An 18,315-nucleotide genomic window follows, 5' to 3' on the forward strand; every position below is an offset into this window, starting at 1 on the left:
AATAAATAAGAGAGCTTATGACAGACCAAAAAACGATTACCTTAAGAGATGCGCAGCCTTCGGATGCTGCTACTATTTTGCATTTTATTACCGAATTGGCAATTTATGAAAAAGAGCCCGATGCGGTTAAAACCGATGAACAGGCGATTTTAAAAACCCTGTTTAGTGAAGGTGCAACAGCGCATAGTTTGATTTGTTTTGAAGGCGATACGCCAATTGGCTTTGCGGTGTACTTTTACAATTATTCGACTTGGCTTGGCAAGAATGGCTTGTACCTTGAAGACTTATATGTCAGCCCAGATAGCCGAGGTAATGGTGCGGGTAAACTGATTATGCAACATTTGGCACGCCAAGCTATCGCAAAAGATTGTGGCCGTTTTGAATGGGTGGTACTTGACTGGAATCAACCTGCGATCGATTTTTACAATAGTATGGGGGCAGAGCCACAAAATGAGTGGATCATTTATCGGCTTACAGGACAAGCATTAATTGATTTTGCCGAGAAATAAAAATACGTAATATAAATAAAAATCATTTGCATTAAGTTGTTTGGCTGTGTAAATTAATCACATCATTTAATTTTGTGCAGGTGATTTTTATGTCACACCCACAGTTTCACAGCAGCAATAAATTGTCTCAGGTTGAGCAAGTATTAAGTCCTTGGCAAGCCAACATCATTGCTGGAAATACAGCGTTTGAACGCGGTGCTTTAATTGAAGCTCGCGATAAATACACGACAGCACACACCCTCGCAGCTCGTTTATTAAGCCAATTTAGCCAAGCAAAAATATGCCAGTCAGTTATTAGCGCAATTGAACATTGCTGCCCCGCATTCGTTGTTGCCGCTCATAATTTAGCGGATACATATCGAGCCATGAACCAAGCAGAGCAAGCGTGTCAGTGTTTGTGTGATGTGCATATAAGTTTAAGTCATTTGCTCCAGCATCCATGCGATACGGTGCGTACAGTGGTTGTGCACCATCATCACAAAACCTACACAGAGTTAGTACAGTTTGCCAAATTGCACAGTCATTACCCGCAATTAATAGAACAAATCAATCAGACGTTAAGTTACACCCCAGATCAAACTGCCACTGTGCATTGATCACTTATCTTAATCCGACAAGGAACAATTATGGCGTTTACATTACCCCCATTACCATATGAGTACGATGCGTTAGAGCCACATTTAGATGCTAAAACTATGGAGATCCACCATACTTTGCATCATCAAACATATATCAATAAAGCCAATGCGGCACTTGAAAATACCCAGTATAGTGATACTGATGTACATGAGTTACTCGCAAAGATTGACACGTTGCCAACTGAGCTGCAAAAAGTAGTGCAAGAGCATGGTGGCGGACATGCAAACCATTCATTGTTTTGGACAGTAATGAGCCCCAATGGTGGGGATCAGCCAAAAGGGAGCTTATTAGATGCGATCACAGAGCAGCTTGGCGGCTTTGATAACTTTAAAGAGTCATTTACAGCGGCAGCTGTTAGTCGCTTCGGCAGTGGCTGGGCGTGGCTAAGTGTTAATAAAGATAACCAGCTTGTGGTGGAAAGTAGTTTAAATCAAGATAGTCCATTAATGCACGGCAACACGCCGATTTTAGGTTTAGATGTGTGGGAGCACGCCTATTATCTGAAATACCAAAACCGCCGCCCGGAGTATATCGCAGCATTTTATAATGTTATTAATTGGGCTGAAGTGGAGCGTCGTTATTTAGCTGCTACCAGTAAATCAATCAGCGAATAAAGGTTGAGTGCCGAAAATGGCTAGTAAACTGTGTTTTTTCACGTACTCTATTAGCAGATGTATAGTTAAGAGCACCTTATGGATACTAGCCATTGGCAACTTGCCAGACAAAGCCGCGACCATCGTTTTGATGGACTCTTTTTCATCGGTGTTAAAAGCACCGGTATTTATTGTCGGCCAATTTGTCCTGCCCCTACTGCAAAAGAGCAAAACGTAGAATACTTTCAATATGCCCATAATGCTGCCCAGGCGGGATTTCGCCCGTGCATTCGTTGTCGACCAGATAGCGCCCCTGGAAGTAGCGCATGGCAAGGAACAAAAACCACAGCGCTGCGAGCCAAACAGCTGATAGACAGTGACTTAACAACGCAACAAAGCTGTGAACAGTTAGCTGAGCGACTCGGCGTGAGTAGCCGCTATTTAAGGCAGTTATTTCAGCAACATTTTGGTATCTCAGTAACTCAGTATCGGTTATTTAATCAATGTCACTTTGCTAAAAAACTGCTGCAAGAAACTAATTTATCGGTATCTCAAGTTGCTTTTGCAGCGGGCTTTAATAGTATTCGTCGCTTTAATGATGCGTTTTTACAGCAGTTACATATTTGCCCGTCAAAAATGCGTGGTGAGCGCAGCACAACACGTGCGATGTTGACGCTTAAATTACCTTTTCGGCCCCCTTATAATTGGACTGCGTTACAGCAATTTTTAGCTAAGCGGTTAATTTCACCTCTTGAGTGGCTTGGCGAGACATATTATGGTCGCAGCTTTAAAAATCAGCATTGCCAAGGTCAGTTTACGGCTGAGTTTGTAGAGCACAAACATCACTTTTTAGTCAGCATTGATATTGATCAGCCGCGCTTTTTACAGCCTATTTTAAGTGAAATTCGCAGGGTGCTCGATTTAGATGCCGATACTGCGCAAATCGAACAACACCTAGCAACTCAACTTCAAGGGGCAATTGTGTTAACCCAAGGATTGCGGTTACCGGGTATTTGGTCGGTATTTGAGGCTGGTATTCGTGCGGTACTTGGCCAACAAGTAAGTGTAACTGCCGCGCATAACTTAGTGACTCAGCTGGTGGATGAACTGGGCGAACAAGATGGCGAGCGAGTGTATTTTCCAACCCCTGAGGTAGTGGCAAACAGTGAGCTGGCATTTTTTAAAATGCCTCAAGCGAGAAAGAATGCGCTGCGTAATTTAGCGCAGTTTTGCGCCGATAACCCTGATTGTCATCAGCTTGATCAATGGCTGCCACTCAAAGGGATTGGACCTTGGACAGTAAACTATGCAAAATTACGCGGCCAAAGTCAGCCCGATATTTTATTAGCGGGAGATTTAGGCGTAAAGAAAGCCCAAGCGGGGGCAAAACCATTTAATGATGAGATGTGCGCGCCATTTCGCTCCTATTTAACCTTTCAACTATGGCAGCAGCTAACATGACTATTATCCAAACCCGCATACCCAGCCCAATTGATGAGATTATTATTCAAGGTAACCAACACGGGGTCAGTTATGTGGGCTTTTATCCAGTTATAGAGTGCTCAGAAACCCCATTTTCAGATGTTGAGCAGCCACATATTTTAAATTGTGCTGCGCAGCTTAATGACTACTTTGCAGGCAAGCGAACAACCTTTGATGTCACTCTAGCCACCCATGGCACTGCTTTTCAACAAGCGGTATGGCAAGCGCTCACCGCGGTGCCATTTGGACAAACACAGAGTTATTCAGATATTGCTCATGCACTCAATAATCCCAAGGCAGTTCGCGCAGTGGGGGCTGCTAATGGTAAAAACCCAATCAGTATTATTGTGCCGTGTCACCGTATTATTGGTGCCAATGGTAAATTGACCGGCTATGCCGGTGGGCTAGAGCGCAAGCAGTGGTTACTTGAGCACGAAGGGATCATCTAAATTTTTTGGTTTAGTTACTAAACAATTCATTTTTTCGGTCTACACTTTAGATGAAACGTCTAGGGAGCAAGATAAAATGAAACAAAATAAACGTGTTAGGGATAATTTATTGGCGTTATTGGTACTCAGTAGCGGGTGTAGTTTGCTATCAACAGCGGCAATTGCTAACTCAACTGAACTAATTTTTTGTTATGAAGATAAAACTGTCGCGCCGATGTTTTTAGCGCAAAGCAATGAAATGTTAGGTACTCAACCAGAAGCATCGCTAGAAATCCTACAAAATCTTGATAATACACTTTCACAACTGTCTATTCGTTATCAGCGTAAAGCTTGGCTAAGTTGTTTAAATGATCTGCGTACAAATAAAGTGAATGCGGTTATTGCTACCTATCGACCTGAACGAACTGAATTTGCCCAATACCCAATGGATGGAACTCAGCAACTGGATCCGCGTTTTGCAGTGAGTGAATTTGGCAGTTGTCTCATCGGCGGAAAAAAATTTCACCAGCAATGGCAAAGCCGCGAAGTATTTCAGACCAGGGCTTTTACATTAGCTATTGCGAACGGTTATGACTTAGGCAAGGTATTACATCAAGAGCCTTTTTTTGTTCAACATACTTCCTCAGTCGAAAAAGCCGTTGAGTTGATCGACCGTGGAGTCGTTGATGCTACGCTTGACGTGTGCCAAGTTGGCGATCGGAAAGTATCAAACTTCCGGTATAAAACAGCCCAAGTACAAGCCATTTATCCTCCACTTGAAAAAGCCCAAGGCTATTTGCTTTTCTCTAAGCAGTTTTATCAACAGCATAAGGCGCTTAGTCAACGTATTTGGCAAACCATCGCTGCACAAGATAATGCCAAGCTGTATGTTGAATATTTAGATAAAACTAATCACGAAGCTAGGGTCGTCAGTAGCAGGCACCGTTGAGTTATCGTTCTATAACACGGGTAAAAAAGGTGATGTTCAATCAAGATTAAGGTAGCATTAGCGCACTTTTTTCAGGGTAGGCATTTTCATGGCTCAGCTGTACTTTTATTATTCTGCAATGAACGCAGGTAAATCTACCACGCTTTTACAATCGGCATTTAACTATCGCGAACGCGGCATGGAGCCTGTTATTTTAACGGCTGCATTGGATGATCGTGCTGGTGTTGGTAAGGTATCTTCTCGAATTGGTTTACAAGCTGATGCACATATTTTTGATGCTGACAAAGATGTTTTTGAACTGATCAAACAGCTTAATAGTGAACAAAAACGTCACTGTGTGCTGGTGGATGAATGTCAATTTTTATCACGTCAGCAAGTAATGCAACTGACCGATGTGGTGGATGAATTAGGCATTCCGGTGTTGTGCTATGGCTTGCGTAATGACTTTAGAGGCGAGTTATTTAGCGGCTCGCAGTACTTACTAGCGTGGGCTGATAAACTGGTTGAACTTAAAACGGTGTGTCATTGCGGTCGCAAAGCGAACCATGTATTGCGTACGGATGAGCAAGGCAAAGCGATTGCCGATGGTAATCAAGTGGAAATTGGCGGCAACGACCGTTATGTGTCGGTGTGCCGCAAACACTATAAAGCTGCGTTAAACATGCAGCGCCGAAGTTAACGCTGCTATAAATTGATCAATATCGGCTCGAGTGATCTGTAAATGAGTTACTAAACGCAAAGTTTTGCTTGGGCTGAATACTATCCCTTGTGCTTTTAGTTGCTGTGCAATGGCATTAATATCAACACTATCAGCAACATTTGCATAGACCATATTGGTTGTATCGCGCGACAAGTCAACGTTAAAGCCTTCAATGGCACTGAGCTGCTGCGCTAAGTAACGCGCATTGCTGTGATCGTCGGCTAAACGGCTAACATTGTGCTCAAGTGCATAGTGGCCAGCGGCTGCCAGCATACCAGCTTGGCGCATAGCGCCGCCAAGTACTTTACGCCAACGCCTTGCTTTATTGATCAGTTCAACAGAGCCAAGTAGCAATGAGCCGACTGGTGCGCCTAAGCCTTTTGATAAGCAAATAGACACGGAGTCAAAGTGTTTGGTTATCTCGGTAATATCTACCTCAAGCGCAACCGCAGCGTTATAAACGCGAGCACCATCCAAATGCAGTGCTAATTGATGGCTGTGAGTGAACTCACGGGCTTGGGCTAAATAACTTAATGGCAGCACTTTACCGCCAATGGTGTTTTCTAAACTGAGTAAGCGGGTATTAGCAAAGTGAAAGTCTTTGGCTTTGATAGCGGCGCGTATTTTGTCAAAGCAGAGGCTGCCATCATTTTCATTCTCGATAGGTTGCGGTTGGATTGATCCAAGCACTGCCGCGCCACCGCCTTCAAATTTATAATTGTGTGCATTTTGCCCACAAATATATTCATCACCACGTTCGCAATGAGCCATTAACGCTAATAAGTTTGCTTGGGTGCCGGAGCTACAAAACAATGCACTGGCAAAGCCATGACGCTGTGCTGCAACGCTTTCTAATTTATTAATACTGGGATCATCACCATATACATCATCACCTAAAGGGGCGTTGAACATAATTTCGCGCATTTTAGCGCAGGGCTTAGTGACAGTATCAGAACGAAAATCAATCATGATATCTCCGGTTGTGTAAATTGCTGGCTGATCTCTTGGCGAGCTTGTTGATCAAAATAACTCCACGCAATAAAGCGACTCACTTTTTGCCCTTGCGCCATTTCAATGATTTTAACTTCAGCCACAGGGTGTGTTTTTAATTGTGCTTGTAACGTGGCTAAGTTTTCTTTTTTTGAAACTAAAGAGGTAAACCACATACACTGCTCAGCAAATAGGGCACTTTCATCGATCATGGTACAAATGAATTGCGCTTCGCCACCTTCACACCAAAGCTCATTATGTTGCCCGCCAAAATTTAAAGCCGATTTAGGGGCTTTGCCTAAGTTTTTCCATTTCCGCTCGCTACTTTGAGCTGCTTGTTGTTCACTGGCATGAAAAGGAGGGTTACACAATGTAATATGAAAAAGCTCTTTTGCATTTATTACCCCCTGAAAAATATGCTGCGACTGCTTTTGTAGCTTGACGGTAATTTTGCGATTGTTAAATTGTACGATTTGTTTGGCTAATTTTACAGCGCTCGGATCTATATCTGAGCCTGTGACGCTCCAGTTATATTCATGACTTGCTAGTAACGGGTAAATTATGTTCGCACCAGTACCTATATCTAGCACTTTAACTTGTCTGCCTTGAGGTATAACGCCTTGATTATCGTTTGCTAGTAAATCGGCCAAGTAGTGAATGTAATCAACGCGTCCTGGAATCGGTGGGCAAAGGTTGTGTTCAGGTATATCCCAAAAATCAACGTTATAGTACGCTTGCAAAAGTGCTTGATTAAGCGTTTTTACTGCTTTGTTATCACTAAAATCAATACTTTTAGTACCATTGGGAGTAAGCACGATATATGGTTTTAAAGTGGGCACTTGAATACTTAGGTAGTCTAAATCATAGCCTTCGTTATGGCGATTTCGAGGGTGTAGTTTTGATTTTAATGGTGTTGATTTCATAACAAATAATTAGCTTAACAAACAAAAAAGTTATTTTACCAGAGAAACACATTGACGTGTGATCTTGTTTAAATTACTGGTAGGATGAGTTGCGGTTCATAACAATGACAACAAGGAACTGAAATGGCGATCGTACAAGAATCAGTATTTATTAAACTAACTGAGCTACAAACATTACATTTGCGCCGCATAGCAGATAACAGCAAAGCCGCTGGGCCAGCTGTGTTGTTTATGCATGGTGCTGTTGAAAATGGCAAAATATTTTATACGCATTCAAATAAGGGGTTAGCACCTTTTTTAGCTGAGCAAGGATATGTGTGTTATGTGGCTGATCTACGAGGTCGTGGTGGCAGCAAACCGGCTATCTCAAAGCATGCTCACTATGGCCAAACCGAAGCTATTATTGAAGATATTCCCGCTTTTATTGCTAAAATTACCGAGCGTGAAGGTAGACCACCAGCGTATTGGGTAGCCCATTCCTGGGGTGGTGTATTAATGAATAGTGTGTTTGCGCGTTTCCCACAGTATATCAATGATGTAAAAGCATGTGCTTACTTTGGTACTAAACGCTCGCTTTATAATCATCATCCACAAAAATACCTTCAAGGAAATTTGATTTGGTATTTTTTAGCGCCAATACTGGCTAAAAAACATGGATATTTACCCGCCAAAAGACTCAAGTGGGGCAGTGATGATGAAACTAAAAAGTCGCATTATCAAAGTATGCAATGGGCTAAACGTAAACCATGGTTAGATAGCGACGACGGGTTTGATTACGCGCAAGCTGTGGCTGGCTTAAGTTTGCCACCGACCTTACACATAGGGGGGGTGAAAGACAAAGCGCTTGCACAACAAATTGATATTGAAAAATTTATTGCCGAGTCAGGTACTGGTATTCAACACCTGCAAATGTACGGGAAAAAACACGGCCATCAATATGATTACGATCATATTAATATGTTAACGCACGCCAGTGCTAAAGCAGATCAATTTAAGGATCTAGTGACGTGGTTTGAGCGTCATTCAGCAACGCCCTGAGTGGCGTTTCAAAACGTTTCCAGTGTTCTATTGCACGGTTATGTAGCGGTTTTCGTACAGCTGCTTTGCTAAGCGTGGTAACTGGTTTTTTTGATTTATAAAAGTCTAAACATTGTGCTTCAAATGCGGTACCTAAAAATGTAAATACGCTTTTTAACGTATCGCGCGGCTCGCTGATCAGTTGCTCATAATGAACATCTAAGATAGCCGAAGGTATTGCTTGTTGCCAATGCGTCATCAAACCTTGGTATAAATCATAGTAACGTTTAAATTCAGGTAATGAGCAAAAATAAGGTTCATTTTCTGCAAAGTAATTACTATAAACGGACCAAGCTGTGGCATTAAAATCGCGCTGCAAGTTAATAAACTTAGCATTTGGAAACAATAAATAGATAAGCCCTAACGATTGATAATTAGCGGGCAATTTGTTGATCATGAACGCGCGAATAGGTTTTGCTTGTTTTAACCGTGCGGTATAAAGAGCCCGCGCTTGCTCAATCAGTTGCGGTGTTAGTGCGCTGATACATTCAGGGTAGGACAACTTGGTTTGTTGTTCTATGAATGCAACAACTTGCGAGCTAATACAGCGATCTTCCCCAAGGCTTGCAAATTCACTATGTGAAGCTAACATTTGTTCTAATAATGTTGAGCCACTGCGTGGCATGCCAATAATAAAAACGGGCGTAACAGTACCAGTAAATCCAGGCTTGATAGTGGCAAATAAACTTTTTGGGTTATAACGCATAATACTTTGATAAAACGGCGTTAATTGTTCAGTGTTGAAGCTACTCAATTGCAGCTGCAATTTATTGGCTAGTTTATAATAATTTACAGCTTGTTCTATATCATTGAGTTGATCATAACTTTTTGCCAAGGCGTAATAACAAACCATTTTTAAACGTAAATTATTGGTTTGTGTGAGTAAATGATGCAAGTTACTGATGTAGTTATGCTGTTGATCAAAGCGGCCAAGTTGTACCAGTTCAAATAAAATATAAGCAGTGACCGGATATAAACCAATACTTAGTGCTTGTGCAAAGGTGGTATGTGCTTTATCTAATTCGCCATGGGTTAAATAATGTTGTGCGAGATAATAGTGTGGCTCTGGGTTATGACTAGCAATGCTTTTTGCATACTCCAGTACGGTTAATGCATCATTTGGCGAATTAACGCCATTAAATGCATCCGCTAACGCGTGCAGTGGCTCCAACATATTAGGTAGACGTTCACAGCTTCTTTGTAATAAATAAACTGCAGCATCAAAGCGCTCTAAGCGCAGGGCAATACGGCCCAAACCAAATAGCGCTTCGCCATTTTGGGGATCACTTTCAAGCAAGGTTTTATAGTGAAACTCCGCTTCTTGGAGTTTGTTTTCGGCAAGTAGTTGGTTAGCTTTTTTTAGCAACATGCATCACTTTTTTTATTTTTTAGTTACTAGATTTATTATTTGGGTATAGCACGAAAAAGGCGAAATGTCTTGAGCATTTCGCCTATCTTTTCAATGCTTAGCTACGTTTAAAAAGTATACGTTGCTTTGACATAATAGAAACCACCGTTAATACCATATGGCGAAGTTTCATAGTATTTACCACCCCAGTTATTATTAGGTGCCACGGTAAAATCAAGTTTCTCTGCTTCTTGATCGAGCAGGTTTTGTGCGCCGACTGAGAAACTAATCGAATCATTCAAAAAGTAAGTTACTTCAGCGTCGAGCGTAATTGCTGCATCTGCCGTTTTTGCTGTTTCGTCATAATCTACATGCACACCTTGGTATTCACCAAAATAATTTGCACGAGTAAACATTGAGAAACTTTCCCATTGTTGTGACCAACTAAGCGTACCACGGTGATTTGGTAAGTCATTTTCTAAACGGCTTACTTTAAACACCCCAGTAATATCAGTTGAGCGAGTAACCTCAGTTTCATTCCAGTTGTAAGCTAAACTAAATGTTGAGCTACCACCGAGTAAATCTGTAGCATAGTTTGCTACAAAGTCTATACCTTGAGTGGTGGTATCAAAGTCATTAGTAAAGAAGCTTACTTGCGCTAAGCTTTGCACGTTTGGCACACCAGCGGCTTCAAGCGTATCTTTATCAGCTTGACTCAGCTCGATTTTATCAGATTGACTAATACGGTCATCAACTTGGATATTGTAATAATCAATGGTTAGAAATACTTCACCGATGGTGTATACCGCGCCAAAGGTATAACTTTGCGACTCTTCAGGCTCAAGCTCTGTACCGCCTAACTGTACCGCAATTGGATTGGTCGGTGGTAGTAAAGCAGAGTCGACCAGTACACCACTGCTTAGGTTTGTTTGCACGTTACTGACATTGGCTTGGCCAACTGTAGGCGCGCGAAAGCCTGAACTGATTGAACCACGCACGTTTAAATCATCGGTTAAGTGATATTGAGCCATCAATTTATAGTTAACAGTAGAGCCAAACGTATCATAGTCTTCATAGCGTAGGGCTAAACCCATTAAGAACTCTTCAGTAAATGGGGCTTCAATATCGACATAAGCGGCGTAGTTGCGACGAGTATATTCACCAGCGTCAGATGGTTTAAAGCCAGGGAAACCATTTGAACCGATACCAAAACCTTGATCCGTTAGCGGGCCTGCTGTAAATGATGCTACATCACCAGAGGTAACTGTAAATGTTTCCTCGTGCCATTCAAGGCCACCGGCTATGTTCACATCGTATGCTAGATCAAAATCAAAGCCTTTTGATAAATCAAAATTAAAGTTTTTCTCTAATTGTGAGTATTTACCTGGGCTAAAATCACGCGGACTATCAGGACCTAATGACGCATTAATAGTGTCGTAGATAAAGTAACGAGATTCATTAAAGCCGACCGTACCACTTAAATCGTAGTATGCACCTTCTAACATACCACCAGTGAACTCGCCTTTAGTTCCTATCGTAAGCGAGGTATCTGTGATGTTACCGCCAAAATTAGGTGTAAAACCACCAGGTAAAATTTCATTGAAGGCAAAACAGTCTGGATTATTAGCTACTTGGTTGATGTAAACTGGATTATCTAATACGTTGTCATCAATCATGATGTTAGTAGGGCAGTTACCACTCATATCGCCAGTTAAATCGCCAACTAATAATGTTTCACCACCATCGTTTGAATAGGCCCCAGGGCGAGTGTGAGGATTACGATAATAAAAACCACCGCGTACATCACGCTCTGAATAGTTACCAAACATATAAAATTCGGAGTTTTTAGTCAGCTCAAGGCCGACATTACCAAAAATAGAGATATCGTCATCAACTTCTGGTGCGCCCCATACCTGTGTAATCGGGGCAATGTCAGGAACACCAGCTGCGATAAGGGCCGTAGCATCGGCACGTTGTACAGAGCGGCTAGTAGCGTCAGCCGTTTTGTATTGGAAACTTAAATTTGCGAAGCCATTGTCGGTAAATGGTAGACCAATGTTACCGGAAATCTGTGTTGTATCACCGTCGCCTTCATAGTACTGACCTTGGCGTACTTCGAAACTGCCGCCTTCTGAGGCATCTTTTAGTACAAAGTTGATAACCCCTGCAATCGCATCTGAGCCGTACTGAGCGGCTGCGCCATCTCTTAGTACTTCAACTTGTTTTAGTGCGATACTTGGAATAACTGAAATGTCTGCGCCTTGCGCACCATCATTTATGCCGCCACCTAAAAAGGCAATAACAGAGGCACGATGACGACGTTTACCATTGAGTAATATCAATGTACTGTCAGAAGGTAGGCCACGTAAGTTAGCTGGGCGAACTAAAGATGCCGCATCACTAATAGGCATTGAATGCACGTTTAATGATGGAATTGCGCCTTTTAATAGCTCGAGCATATCCGTATTACCTGATTTACCAAGTTCTTCACCACCGATGATATCGATAGGTACTGGTGAATCACCAATAGAGCGCGGTGCAGAGCGAGTTCCCACTACGGCAATTTTTTCTACATTTTTATTTACTTTAGTGACTTCAGCTTGCTCATCTGCAGCTAAGGCAGTTCCTGAAATAAATAAGCCTGCGGTAGTTGTCGTTAATGCAAGTTTAACCGCATGATTTAATAAATTATTTTTAAATTTCATTCTAATTTCCCCAGTTAGAATTATAGTAATTTCGTAACTACATGATTTTTATCAAGCCATATAGTTCATTAAAGTTATACAGTTTGTTAAATAATTGTGCAAGGTGTTAAATAGTTTGGTTTTTTTTTGTGTTTTCTATAGAGGAAATTCGAGATTCACTTACCTACATGAAAAATAATGATATTTTTAAGGCGGGGATTAGAAATTAAGCATTTAATGTAATTTTTATTGTAAAATAAATCAGAAAAAAATAATAATTTTGTAAATAGAAGTTTTTAGACTGGAAACTGTTCAGTAAAGTTCAATGGTAATTATAGGTTATCAGTTTGTTCAGGATTTTGTTGTCGCCAAGCTTTTAACGCTTCTCGGTATTCATCCCAAACACATGGGCAACAACTGCCACCACCGCAGCACTGATCAGCAGCCGGTCTGGTTGGTTTTGTGTCGTCAACTCGGTTTGCTATATCGGCTGTGTTTTGCGGTATTTTATTCATTACTTATAGGTTTAATAATATGGGCCGTTTATTGGCCAGTGATTATACTTAATCATGGCTTTTTTACTAGCTGAGAAATAATCTGGATCTGTTAATCGGTGATTGTATTAAATTATGCTTTGTGAAGTGTTAAGGCTATGTGAGAATAGCGTTATGCGACTATATAAAGTTATTCATCGTGCCCCAATTCGAGTGGCAAAAATTACTACAAAACGCCAACAGTTGCGTTTCAAGCGCGCTATGGTAGCACTTAAAATTGCACTGGCGCAGGAAAAGCAAGAAACCAAAGAAATGCTCACAATTTATCGTCGCTACACCCAAGGAGATGTGAGTAAAGAGGATCTGCAAAAAGCGAATGCCCAGTTTGTTGATATTCTCAAAGGATTGGGTTTAGGTGTTTTTGCTGTTTTACCTTTTGCACCTGTGACTATTCCACTGGTTGTTAAGTTGGGTCAATGGGTTGGGGTTGATGTACTGCCAAGTTCATTTAACATCAATAAATCACTTAAAGATATTGACCAGCAGATCGCCGATGAAGAGCAGCACCACCACCACGCTGAAAAAACGGCAAAGTCAGACGTAAAACCACCTGTAAAAAAATAATGCCATGCAGTTTAAAGGATAGTCTTTGTGCTATACCTTTTATGCTGAGTTATTGATATGCTTGATCATCATATAATTTTAAACGAGTCATTTAATGAGTACATTAATTCGTCATAGTTCTACGGGTATTCCTTTATCTTTTATTGTTAAAAATGACTTAGCTACATGGCAAGCACAGCAGCCAATTTTTTTACAAAACTGGCTAAATAGCTGTGATTTTGCAAAACAAGGTTTAGCCTTGGTGGTCAATCCACAAAGTGGAGCGCTAAGTCAGGTGTATTGTTTAGTTAATAGCGTTGATGACTTTTGGCTCGCGGGTGAATTAGCCAGCAAACTGCCAGCAGGAATTTACCAAGTTCAAGAGTGTGAACAACAATTAGAACAGATTGCTCTGGGTTTTATACTTGGTGGTTATGAATTTAGCGAATATAAAGCCAAAGGTGCTGTAAAAGCACAATTAGCAATAGCCGATGAAGCATTGTTTGCGCGTATTACACGCCAAGCAAATGCGATTAACTTAGTTAGAGATCTAGTTAATACGCCCGCCGCAGACATGATGCCACAGCACTTATCACAAGTGATGGCTGATTTAGCACACACTTACAATGGCCAATTCAATGAATGGATAGGGGATGAATTATTAGAACAAAACTATCCAACTATCCACATGGTAGGCCGCGCCAGTGAAAATAAACCGCGTTTACTTGATTTACACTGGGGCGCTGCAGACGCTCCTTTGATCACCTTAGTCGGTAAAGGTGTTTGTTTTGACTCTGGTGGTTTAGATCTTAAACCAAGCTCAGGTATGCGCAATATGAAAAAAGACATGGGCGGCGCAGCTCATGTAATTGGTTTAGCGCAGTTAATTATGGCGGCAAATTTACCAATTCGTTTACGCGTGTTGGTACCTGCTGTTGAGAATGCGGTATCGCGCAATGCATTTCGCCCTGGCGATGTAATTAAAACACGAAAAGGTATTATGGTCGAAATCGATAACACCGACGCAGAGGGGCGTTTAGTGTTATGTGATGCACTCACGGAAGCACAAAATGACAATCCTGAGTTGATCATTGATTTTGCAACCTTAACCGGTGCTTGTCGTATTGCGTTAGGCACTGAGTTACCAGGGTTTTTCTCAACTGAGCGTGATGTTGCCAATGGCATTATTGACGCCGGTATTGCAGTAAGCGACCCGGTTTGGCAATTACCGCTTTTTGAGCAATATAAAAGTTTATTAAAAAGTGATGTTGCTGATATGGCTAACTGTGCAAGTACCCCATTCGGCGGCGCAATTACTGCTGCACTTTATTTAAAAGAATTTGTAGAGCCAACCACACCATGGGTACATTTTGATGTAATGGCATGGAATATCCGCTCATTACCAGGTCGTCCAGTCGGTGGTGAAGCACTCGGTATTCGTGCCGTATTTAACTACTTACAAAGTCGTTTTAAATAAATTTATTGAGCTTTGTGAGGTTATGCCTCATAAAGCTCAAGCGGTAACCCATCAGGATCGGCAAAAAAAGTAAACTGTTTACCTGTGTATTCATCCGTTCGAATCTCTTCTACTGCTACACCTTGGCTTTGCAAATACACTTTACTTTGCTCAATATTGGCCACTTTAAATGCTAAATGTCGTAAACCTTGTGCTTCTGGGTAACTAGGTCGCTTTGGTGCATTATCAAATGAAAATAGCTCTATTTGGCTACCATCAGGCAAGGCTAAATCTAATTTGTATGAGTGGCGATGTTGGCGAAAATGCTCTGCAATTATCGGCAGCTGTAAGATCTGATGATAAAAATTTTTTGAGCGGGTGTAATCGCTGCATATAATTGCAGCGTGGTGAATTCCTAGCAATTGCATCATTTTTAGCTATCTGTGGTAAATGGCGCAGTATAGCTGCGCCATATTGAGTATGTTATTGATCACTGCCTTTGCAAGCTGCTACTGCGGGGGCCACTAACTCTAAACCGGTTTTATCACACGGTGGTAGTGCTGCATCGCTAACGCTGATTGGCGTGACGCGTTCGCCCCATTTTATGTAACTAGCAGCCCAAGTTAATCCGGCACCAAATGCTGCAGACATGATATTAGCATGTGGTTTAATTAATCCTTGCTCAACAGCTTCACATAATGCGATTGCAATAGTTGCTGCCGATGTATTGCCGTATTCGCCAATGTTAACCATTACTTTTTCATCTGGCACTTTTAAGCGATGTTGAATGGCTTGAATGATACGTAAATTTGCTTGGTGTGGCACAAGTACATCGATATCATCAAGGCTCAAATTTGCTTGTGTGAGCACATCGTCACAGGCTTCACTCATGCCCTTTACTGCGCGTTTAAAGATTTCGCGACCTTCAAATAATAAATCAGATGGCCCAATAGGCACATATTTATTTAAGTCACTACCAAAGTTAGTGATATGCAAGATATCACGGTCTTCGCTATCACAGCCTGTTTTTGTCGCGAGTAAACCCGCTGGTGTGTCTGCGGCTTCAAGTACTACGGCACCGGCGCCATCACCAAATAACACCGCACTGTCACGGCGATCCCAGTTTACATACCAGGTCATACGTTCAGCAGCAATTACTACAGCTTTTTTGATCATACCGGCTTGAATTTGTGCAGTCGCTGCTTGTATTGCATATAAAAAACCAGAGCAAGCTGCATTGGTGTCCATAGCGGCAGCGCCAACTGCACCAATGTTTTTTTGTACTAACGAAGCTGTGTTTGCCACCATAGTAGAGGGCGTACATGTTGCTAATAACACTAAGTCAATGTCTTTAGCATCAATGCCAGCACAGGCTATTGCATGTTTAGCTGCTACAGTGGCAAGCTCTGCAGTACTAACGTGGCTTACTCTACGGGCTTTTATACCAGTGCGGGATGTGATCCATTCATCATTGGTATCAACTAATTGGCTAATTTCATCGTTGCTAATACGCGCTGGTGGGATACATTTACCCCAACCCGTTATATGTGCGTAGGTCATAGTGTGCTCTCTTTAAGTGGTCAGACATGTGTCATCTATGTTTGATTTATACCAAAAATCCAGTTCTAAGACTAGTTTATAACTTAGCTTACGTCGTAAATAGTGGTAATTAAACGTAATTTAGGCTAATGGTAGTAGAAAAATGAGGTAAACATGAAACAAAAATTAATTACTATCTTGGCTGCATTGGGTACGACGGTATATTCTGCGGCGAGTTTTGCAACACAAACTCAGGTTATTTACGCAGGATCAATGTTAGCAGGTGCTGAACAAACACTAGAAAAGCAACGCACTATTGTTATAGAAGACGCTATCATCACGCGCATCGAAAAAGGCTATATGAGTGTTACCGATCTAGCATTGCCCGATGCAAAGATCATTGATTTAAAAAATCAATTTGTTATGCCTGGATTAATTGATATGCACGTACATGTTACTTTTGAGCGTGACTCAAGTGCTAATCCACATCGCTGGCTAACAGAATATGAGGCTGATTATGCGCTGCGCTCAGTTAAATATTTGCAGCGCACTCTTGCTGCGGGTTTTACCTCCGTGCGTGATTTAGGTAGTAGCTATAAAGTGATCTTTCCACTACAGCGTGCCGTTGAGCGTGGAGATATTCAAGGGCCACGTATTTTTGCTGCAGGAGATACAATTACCCCAACAGGCGGGCATGCTGATCTGCACGGTTACCGTAAAGATATTAGTGATGTGATAAGTGGAGGGTTAGGGGTGTGTGATGGTGCTGATGATTGTCGCCGCGCGGTTCGTGAAGTAATTAAATCAGGTGCTGATGTAATTAAAATTACCGCAACGGGTGGGGTGTTAAGTAATACCGCAGCGGGTGTCAATCAGCAGTTCACAGATCAAGAGTTGATGGCGATTGTTGATACTGCACATAACTTAGGGCGCAGCGTAACAGCCCATGCTCATGGTACATCAGGGATCAAAGCGGCATTACGTGCAGGTGTTGATTCAATTGAACATGGCTCTTACCTAGACAAAGAGACTGTTAAGTTATTTAAGCAATACAACGCTTATTTAGTGCCCACGTTATTGGCAGGCCAAACGGTCAGTCAAGAAGTTCTCAGTAACCCAAATATGCCAACAGCTATTGCTGATAAAGTACGCACCGTTGTACCAAATGTTGCAGCTTCATTTAAGCTGGCATTAAAAAACAATGTTAATATTGCTTTTGGTACAGATTCTGGCGTATCACGCCATGGTAATAATGCTGATGAGTTTTTATGGTTAGTTAAATATGGCATGACTGAAAAACAGGCTATTATGTCAGCAACAGTTAATGCCGCTAAGTTACTCGGCCAACAAGACCGACTAGGGCAGTTGAGTGTTGGTAAACAAGCAGATATCATCAGCGTTAATGGCTCTCCTCTTGATGATATAACGACATTGCAAAATGTACAATTTGTGATGAAAGCAGGGCAAATATATAAACACCAATTGTAGGATACAGTATGGGCAGCAAAATCAAGGCATCATTGTTTAATCATTTGATTGACGCTGAGCGCCAATTATTAGATCCTGAGATCCGTCAATCTGAGCAGGCATTGGATGCTTTGCTCGATGATGATTTTATTGAAATTGCCGCTAATGGTACTGTATTTAATAAATATCAAGTATTAACGCGGTTACCTACCGAAGTCGTGCCGCAGTTTTACAATCAGCATTTTAAAGGCCGAATGCTTAGTGATGATATTGCCCAACTAAGTTATCAAGCGGCATATCGGCGCTCTGCGCGCGCTGAGTTTAACTATTCGTTACGGATGTCGCTGTGGCGATTAACCGAAGGCCAGTGGAAAATGGTGTTTCATCAAGGAACGCCGTGTGCTGTGTTTAGTATCTCTATGGATGATGATTAG

The 18,315-nt window shown here is 41.7% G+C and carries 19 protein-coding genes; 12 read left to right on the top strand and 7 right to left on the bottom strand.

Annotated elements, in window-relative coordinates:
* Positions 1-17 precede the first annotated feature (17 nt).
* From PSR9079_RS00950 to PSR9079_RS00980, 7 genes are all read left to right on the top strand, one after another.
* The gene (locus tag PSR9079_RS00950) at positions 18-509 is read left to right on the top strand and encodes a GNAT family N-acetyltransferase (RefSeq protein ID WP_149980086.1); all 492 of its coding nucleotides are present in this window, start codon (positions 18-20) and stop codon (positions 507-509) included.
* An 89-nt stretch (positions 510-598) separates the two neighbouring features.
* Positions 599-1,105, top strand: coding sequence for a hypothetical protein (locus PSR9079_RS00955; protein WP_149980087.1), 507 nt, complete (start codon positions 599-601; stop codon positions 1,103-1,105).
* A gap of 30 nt (positions 1,106-1,135) precedes the next feature.
* Positions 1,136-1,762, top strand: coding sequence for a superoxide dismutase (locus PSR9079_RS00960; protein ID WP_149980088.1), 627 nt, complete (start codon positions 1,136-1,138; stop codon positions 1,760-1,762).
* Positions 1,763-1,840: 78 nt separating this feature from the next.
* On the top strand, positions 1,841-3,202 hold the full coding sequence (locus tag PSR9079_RS00965; protein WP_149980089.1) for a DNA-3-methyladenine glycosylase 2 family protein: 1,362 nt from the start codon (positions 1,841-1,843) through the stop codon (positions 3,200-3,202).
* Positions 3,199-3,672 (top strand): methylated-DNA--[protein]-cysteine S-methyltransferase, encoded by a 474-nt coding sequence (locus tag PSR9079_RS00970; RefSeq protein ID WP_149980090.1) that lies wholly within the window; start codon positions 3,199-3,201, stop codon positions 3,670-3,672. The genes PSR9079_RS00965 and PSR9079_RS00970 overlap by 4 nt, the downstream gene beginning before the upstream one ends.
* A gap of 76 nt (positions 3,673-3,748) precedes the next feature.
* On the top strand, positions 3,749-4,600 hold the full coding sequence (locus tag PSR9079_RS00975; RefSeq protein WP_246175464.1) for an amino acid ABC transporter substrate-binding protein: 852 nt from the start codon (positions 3,749-3,751) through the stop codon (positions 4,598-4,600).
* 88 nt (positions 4,601-4,688) lie between these two features.
* Positions 4,689-5,279, top strand: coding sequence for a thymidine kinase (locus PSR9079_RS00980; protein ID WP_145236208.1), 591 nt, complete (start codon positions 4,689-4,691; stop codon positions 5,277-5,279).
* Here the strand turns inward: PSR9079_RS00980 and ltaE are convergent.
* Positions 5,256-6,269: a low-specificity L-threonine aldolase gene (gene ltaE / locus PSR9079_RS00985; protein ID WP_149980091.1), complete on the bottom strand. Its 1,014-nt coding sequence runs from the start codon at positions 6,267-6,269 to the stop codon at positions 5,256-5,258. The genes PSR9079_RS00980 and ltaE overlap by 24 nt on opposite strands.
* Complete coding sequence (gene rlmF / locus PSR9079_RS00990; protein ID WP_149980092.1) at positions 6,266-7,213, bottom strand: 23S rRNA (adenine(1618)-N(6))-methyltransferase RlmF; 948 nt, start codon at positions 7,211-7,213, stop codon at positions 6,266-6,268. Before rlmF ends, ltaE begins: the two co-directional genes overlap by 4 nt.
* Before the next feature lie 123 nt (positions 7,214-7,336).
* On the opposite strand from rlmF, the gene PSR9079_RS00995 reads away from it, so the two are divergent.
* Positions 7,337-8,251, top strand: a complete 915-nt coding sequence (locus PSR9079_RS00995) for an alpha/beta fold hydrolase (protein ID WP_149980093.1) — start codon at positions 7,337-7,339, stop codon at positions 8,249-8,251.
* Here the strand turns inward: PSR9079_RS00995 and PSR9079_RS01000 are convergent.
* From PSR9079_RS01000 to PSR9079_RS01010, 3 genes are all read right to left on the bottom strand, one after another.
* The gene (locus PSR9079_RS01000) at positions 8,205-9,659 is read right to left on the bottom strand and encodes a tetratricopeptide repeat-containing sulfotransferase family protein (protein WP_149980094.1); all 1,455 of its coding nucleotides are present in this window, start codon (positions 9,657-9,659) and stop codon (positions 8,205-8,207) included. The genes PSR9079_RS00995 and PSR9079_RS01000 overlap by 47 nt on opposite strands.
* A gap of 107 nt (positions 9,660-9,766) precedes the next feature.
* Positions 9,767-12,343 (bottom strand): TonB-dependent receptor plug domain-containing protein, encoded by a 2,577-nt coding sequence (locus PSR9079_RS01005; RefSeq protein WP_149980095.1) that lies wholly within the window; start codon positions 12,341-12,343, stop codon positions 9,767-9,769.
* Between the two features lie 311 nt (positions 12,344-12,654).
* Positions 12,655-12,837 (bottom strand): oxidoreductase-like domain-containing protein, encoded by a 183-nt coding sequence (locus PSR9079_RS01010; protein ID WP_149980096.1) that lies wholly within the window; start codon positions 12,835-12,837, stop codon positions 12,655-12,657.
* A 153-nt stretch (positions 12,838-12,990) separates the two neighbouring features.
* Between PSR9079_RS01010 and PSR9079_RS01015 the strand changes: the two genes are divergently transcribed.
* Together PSR9079_RS01015 and PSR9079_RS01020 are read left to right on the top strand one after the other, a co-directional pair.
* Positions 12,991-13,440 (top strand): hypothetical protein, encoded by a 450-nt coding sequence (locus PSR9079_RS01015; RefSeq protein ID WP_149980097.1) that lies wholly within the window; start codon positions 12,991-12,993, stop codon positions 13,438-13,440.
* Positions 13,441-13,534: 94 nt separating this feature from the next.
* Positions 13,535-14,896: a leucyl aminopeptidase family protein gene (locus PSR9079_RS01020; RefSeq protein WP_149980098.1), complete on the top strand. Its 1,362-nt coding sequence runs from the start codon at positions 13,535-13,537 to the stop codon at positions 14,894-14,896.
* A gap of 20 nt (positions 14,897-14,916) precedes the next feature.
* Here PSR9079_RS01020 and gloA2 read toward each other — a convergent pair whose 3' ends face one another.
* Positions 14,917-15,303 (bottom strand): SMU1112c/YaeR family gloxylase I-like metalloprotein, encoded by a 387-nt coding sequence (gene gloA2, locus PSR9079_RS01025; protein WP_149980382.1) that lies wholly within the window; start codon positions 15,301-15,303, stop codon positions 14,917-14,919.
* Between the two features lie 55 nt (positions 15,304-15,358).
* Entirely contained in the window at positions 15,359-16,435 is a 1,077-nt protein-coding gene (locus PSR9079_RS01030) for a ketoacyl-ACP synthase III (RefSeq protein WP_145236180.1), read from the bottom strand.
* Positions 16,436-16,588: 153 nt separating this feature from the next.
* On the opposite strand from PSR9079_RS01030, the gene PSR9079_RS01035 reads away from it, so the two are divergent.
* The gene (locus PSR9079_RS01035) at positions 16,589-17,902 is read left to right on the top strand and encodes a metal-dependent hydrolase family protein (RefSeq protein WP_149980099.1); all 1,314 of its coding nucleotides are present in this window, start codon (positions 16,589-16,591) and stop codon (positions 17,900-17,902) included.
* A gap of 8 nt (positions 17,903-17,910) precedes the next feature.
* On the top strand, positions 17,911-18,315 hold the full coding sequence (locus tag PSR9079_RS01040) for a nuclear transport factor 2 family protein (protein WP_145236175.1): 405 nt from the start codon (positions 17,911-17,913) through the stop codon (positions 18,313-18,315).

It is taken from the genome of Pseudoalteromonas rhizosphaerae (genome assembly GCF_902498845.1).
Lineage (GTDB): Bacteria > Pseudomonadota > Gammaproteobacteria > Enterobacterales > Alteromonadaceae > Pseudoalteromonas > Pseudoalteromonas rhizosphaerae.

Bases quoted from the DNA above. Each gene is read 5' to 3' on its own strand.
- PSR9079_RS01005 (WP_149980095.1), bottom strand. From the start codon at position 12,343: ATGAAATTTAAAAATAATTTATTAAATCATGCGGTTAAACTTGCATTA.
- PSR9079_RS00960 (WP_149980088.1), top strand. From the start codon at position 1,136: ATGGCGTTTACATTACCCCCATTACCATATGAGTACGATGCGTTAGAG.
- PSR9079_RS00970 (WP_149980090.1), top strand. From the start codon at position 3,199: ATGACTATTATCCAAACCCGCATACCCAGCCCAATTGATGAGATTATT.
- PSR9079_RS01000 (WP_149980094.1), bottom strand. From the start codon at position 9,659: ATGTTGCTAAAAAAAGCTAACCAACTACTTGCCGAAAACAAACTCCAA.
- PSR9079_RS01020 (WP_149980098.1), top strand. From the start codon at position 13,535: ATGAGTACATTAATTCGTCATAGTTCTACGGGTATTCCTTTATCTTTT.
- ltaE (WP_149980091.1), bottom strand. From the start codon at position 6,269: ATGATTGATTTTCGTTCTGATACTGTCACTAAGCCCTGCGCTAAAATG.
- PSR9079_RS01010 (WP_149980096.1), bottom strand. From the start codon at position 12,837: ATGAATAAAATACCGCAAAACACAGCCGATATAGCAAACCGAGTTGAC.
- PSR9079_RS01035 (WP_149980099.1), top strand. From the start codon at position 16,589: ATGAAACAAAAATTAATTACTATCTTGGCTGCATTGGGTACGACGGTA.
- PSR9079_RS00975 (WP_246175464.1), top strand. From the start codon at position 3,749: ATGAAACAAAATAAACGTGTTAGGGATAATTTATTGGCGTTATTGGTA.
- PSR9079_RS00995 (WP_149980093.1), top strand. From the start codon at position 7,337: ATGGCGATCGTACAAGAATCAGTATTTATTAAACTAACTGAGCTACAA.
- PSR9079_RS01040 (WP_145236175.1), top strand. From the start codon at position 17,911: ATGGGCAGCAAAATCAAGGCATCATTGTTTAATCATTTGATTGACGCT.
- PSR9079_RS01030 (WP_145236180.1), bottom strand. From the start codon at position 16,435: ATGACCTACGCACATATAACGGGTTGGGGTAAATGTATCCCACCAGCG.
- PSR9079_RS00955 (WP_149980087.1), top strand. From the start codon at position 599: ATGTCACACCCACAGTTTCACAGCAGCAATAAATTGTCTCAGGTTGAG.
- PSR9079_RS00965 (WP_149980089.1), top strand. From the start codon at position 1,841: ATGGATACTAGCCATTGGCAACTTGCCAGACAAAGCCGCGACCATCGT.
- gloA2 (WP_149980382.1), bottom strand. From the start codon at position 15,303: ATGCAATTGCTAGGAATTCACCACGCTGCAATTATATGCAGCGATTAC.
- PSR9079_RS00980 (WP_145236208.1), top strand. From the start codon at position 4,689: ATGGCTCAGCTGTACTTTTATTATTCTGCAATGAACGCAGGTAAATCT.
- rlmF (WP_149980092.1), bottom strand. From the start codon at position 7,213: ATGAAATCAACACCATTAAAATCAAAACTACACCCTCGAAATCGCCAT.
- PSR9079_RS01015 (WP_149980097.1), top strand. From the start codon at position 12,991: ATGCGACTATATAAAGTTATTCATCGTGCCCCAATTCGAGTGGCAAAA.
- PSR9079_RS00950 (WP_149980086.1), top strand. From the start codon at position 18: ATGACAGACCAAAAAACGATTACCTTAAGAGATGCGCAGCCTTCGGAT.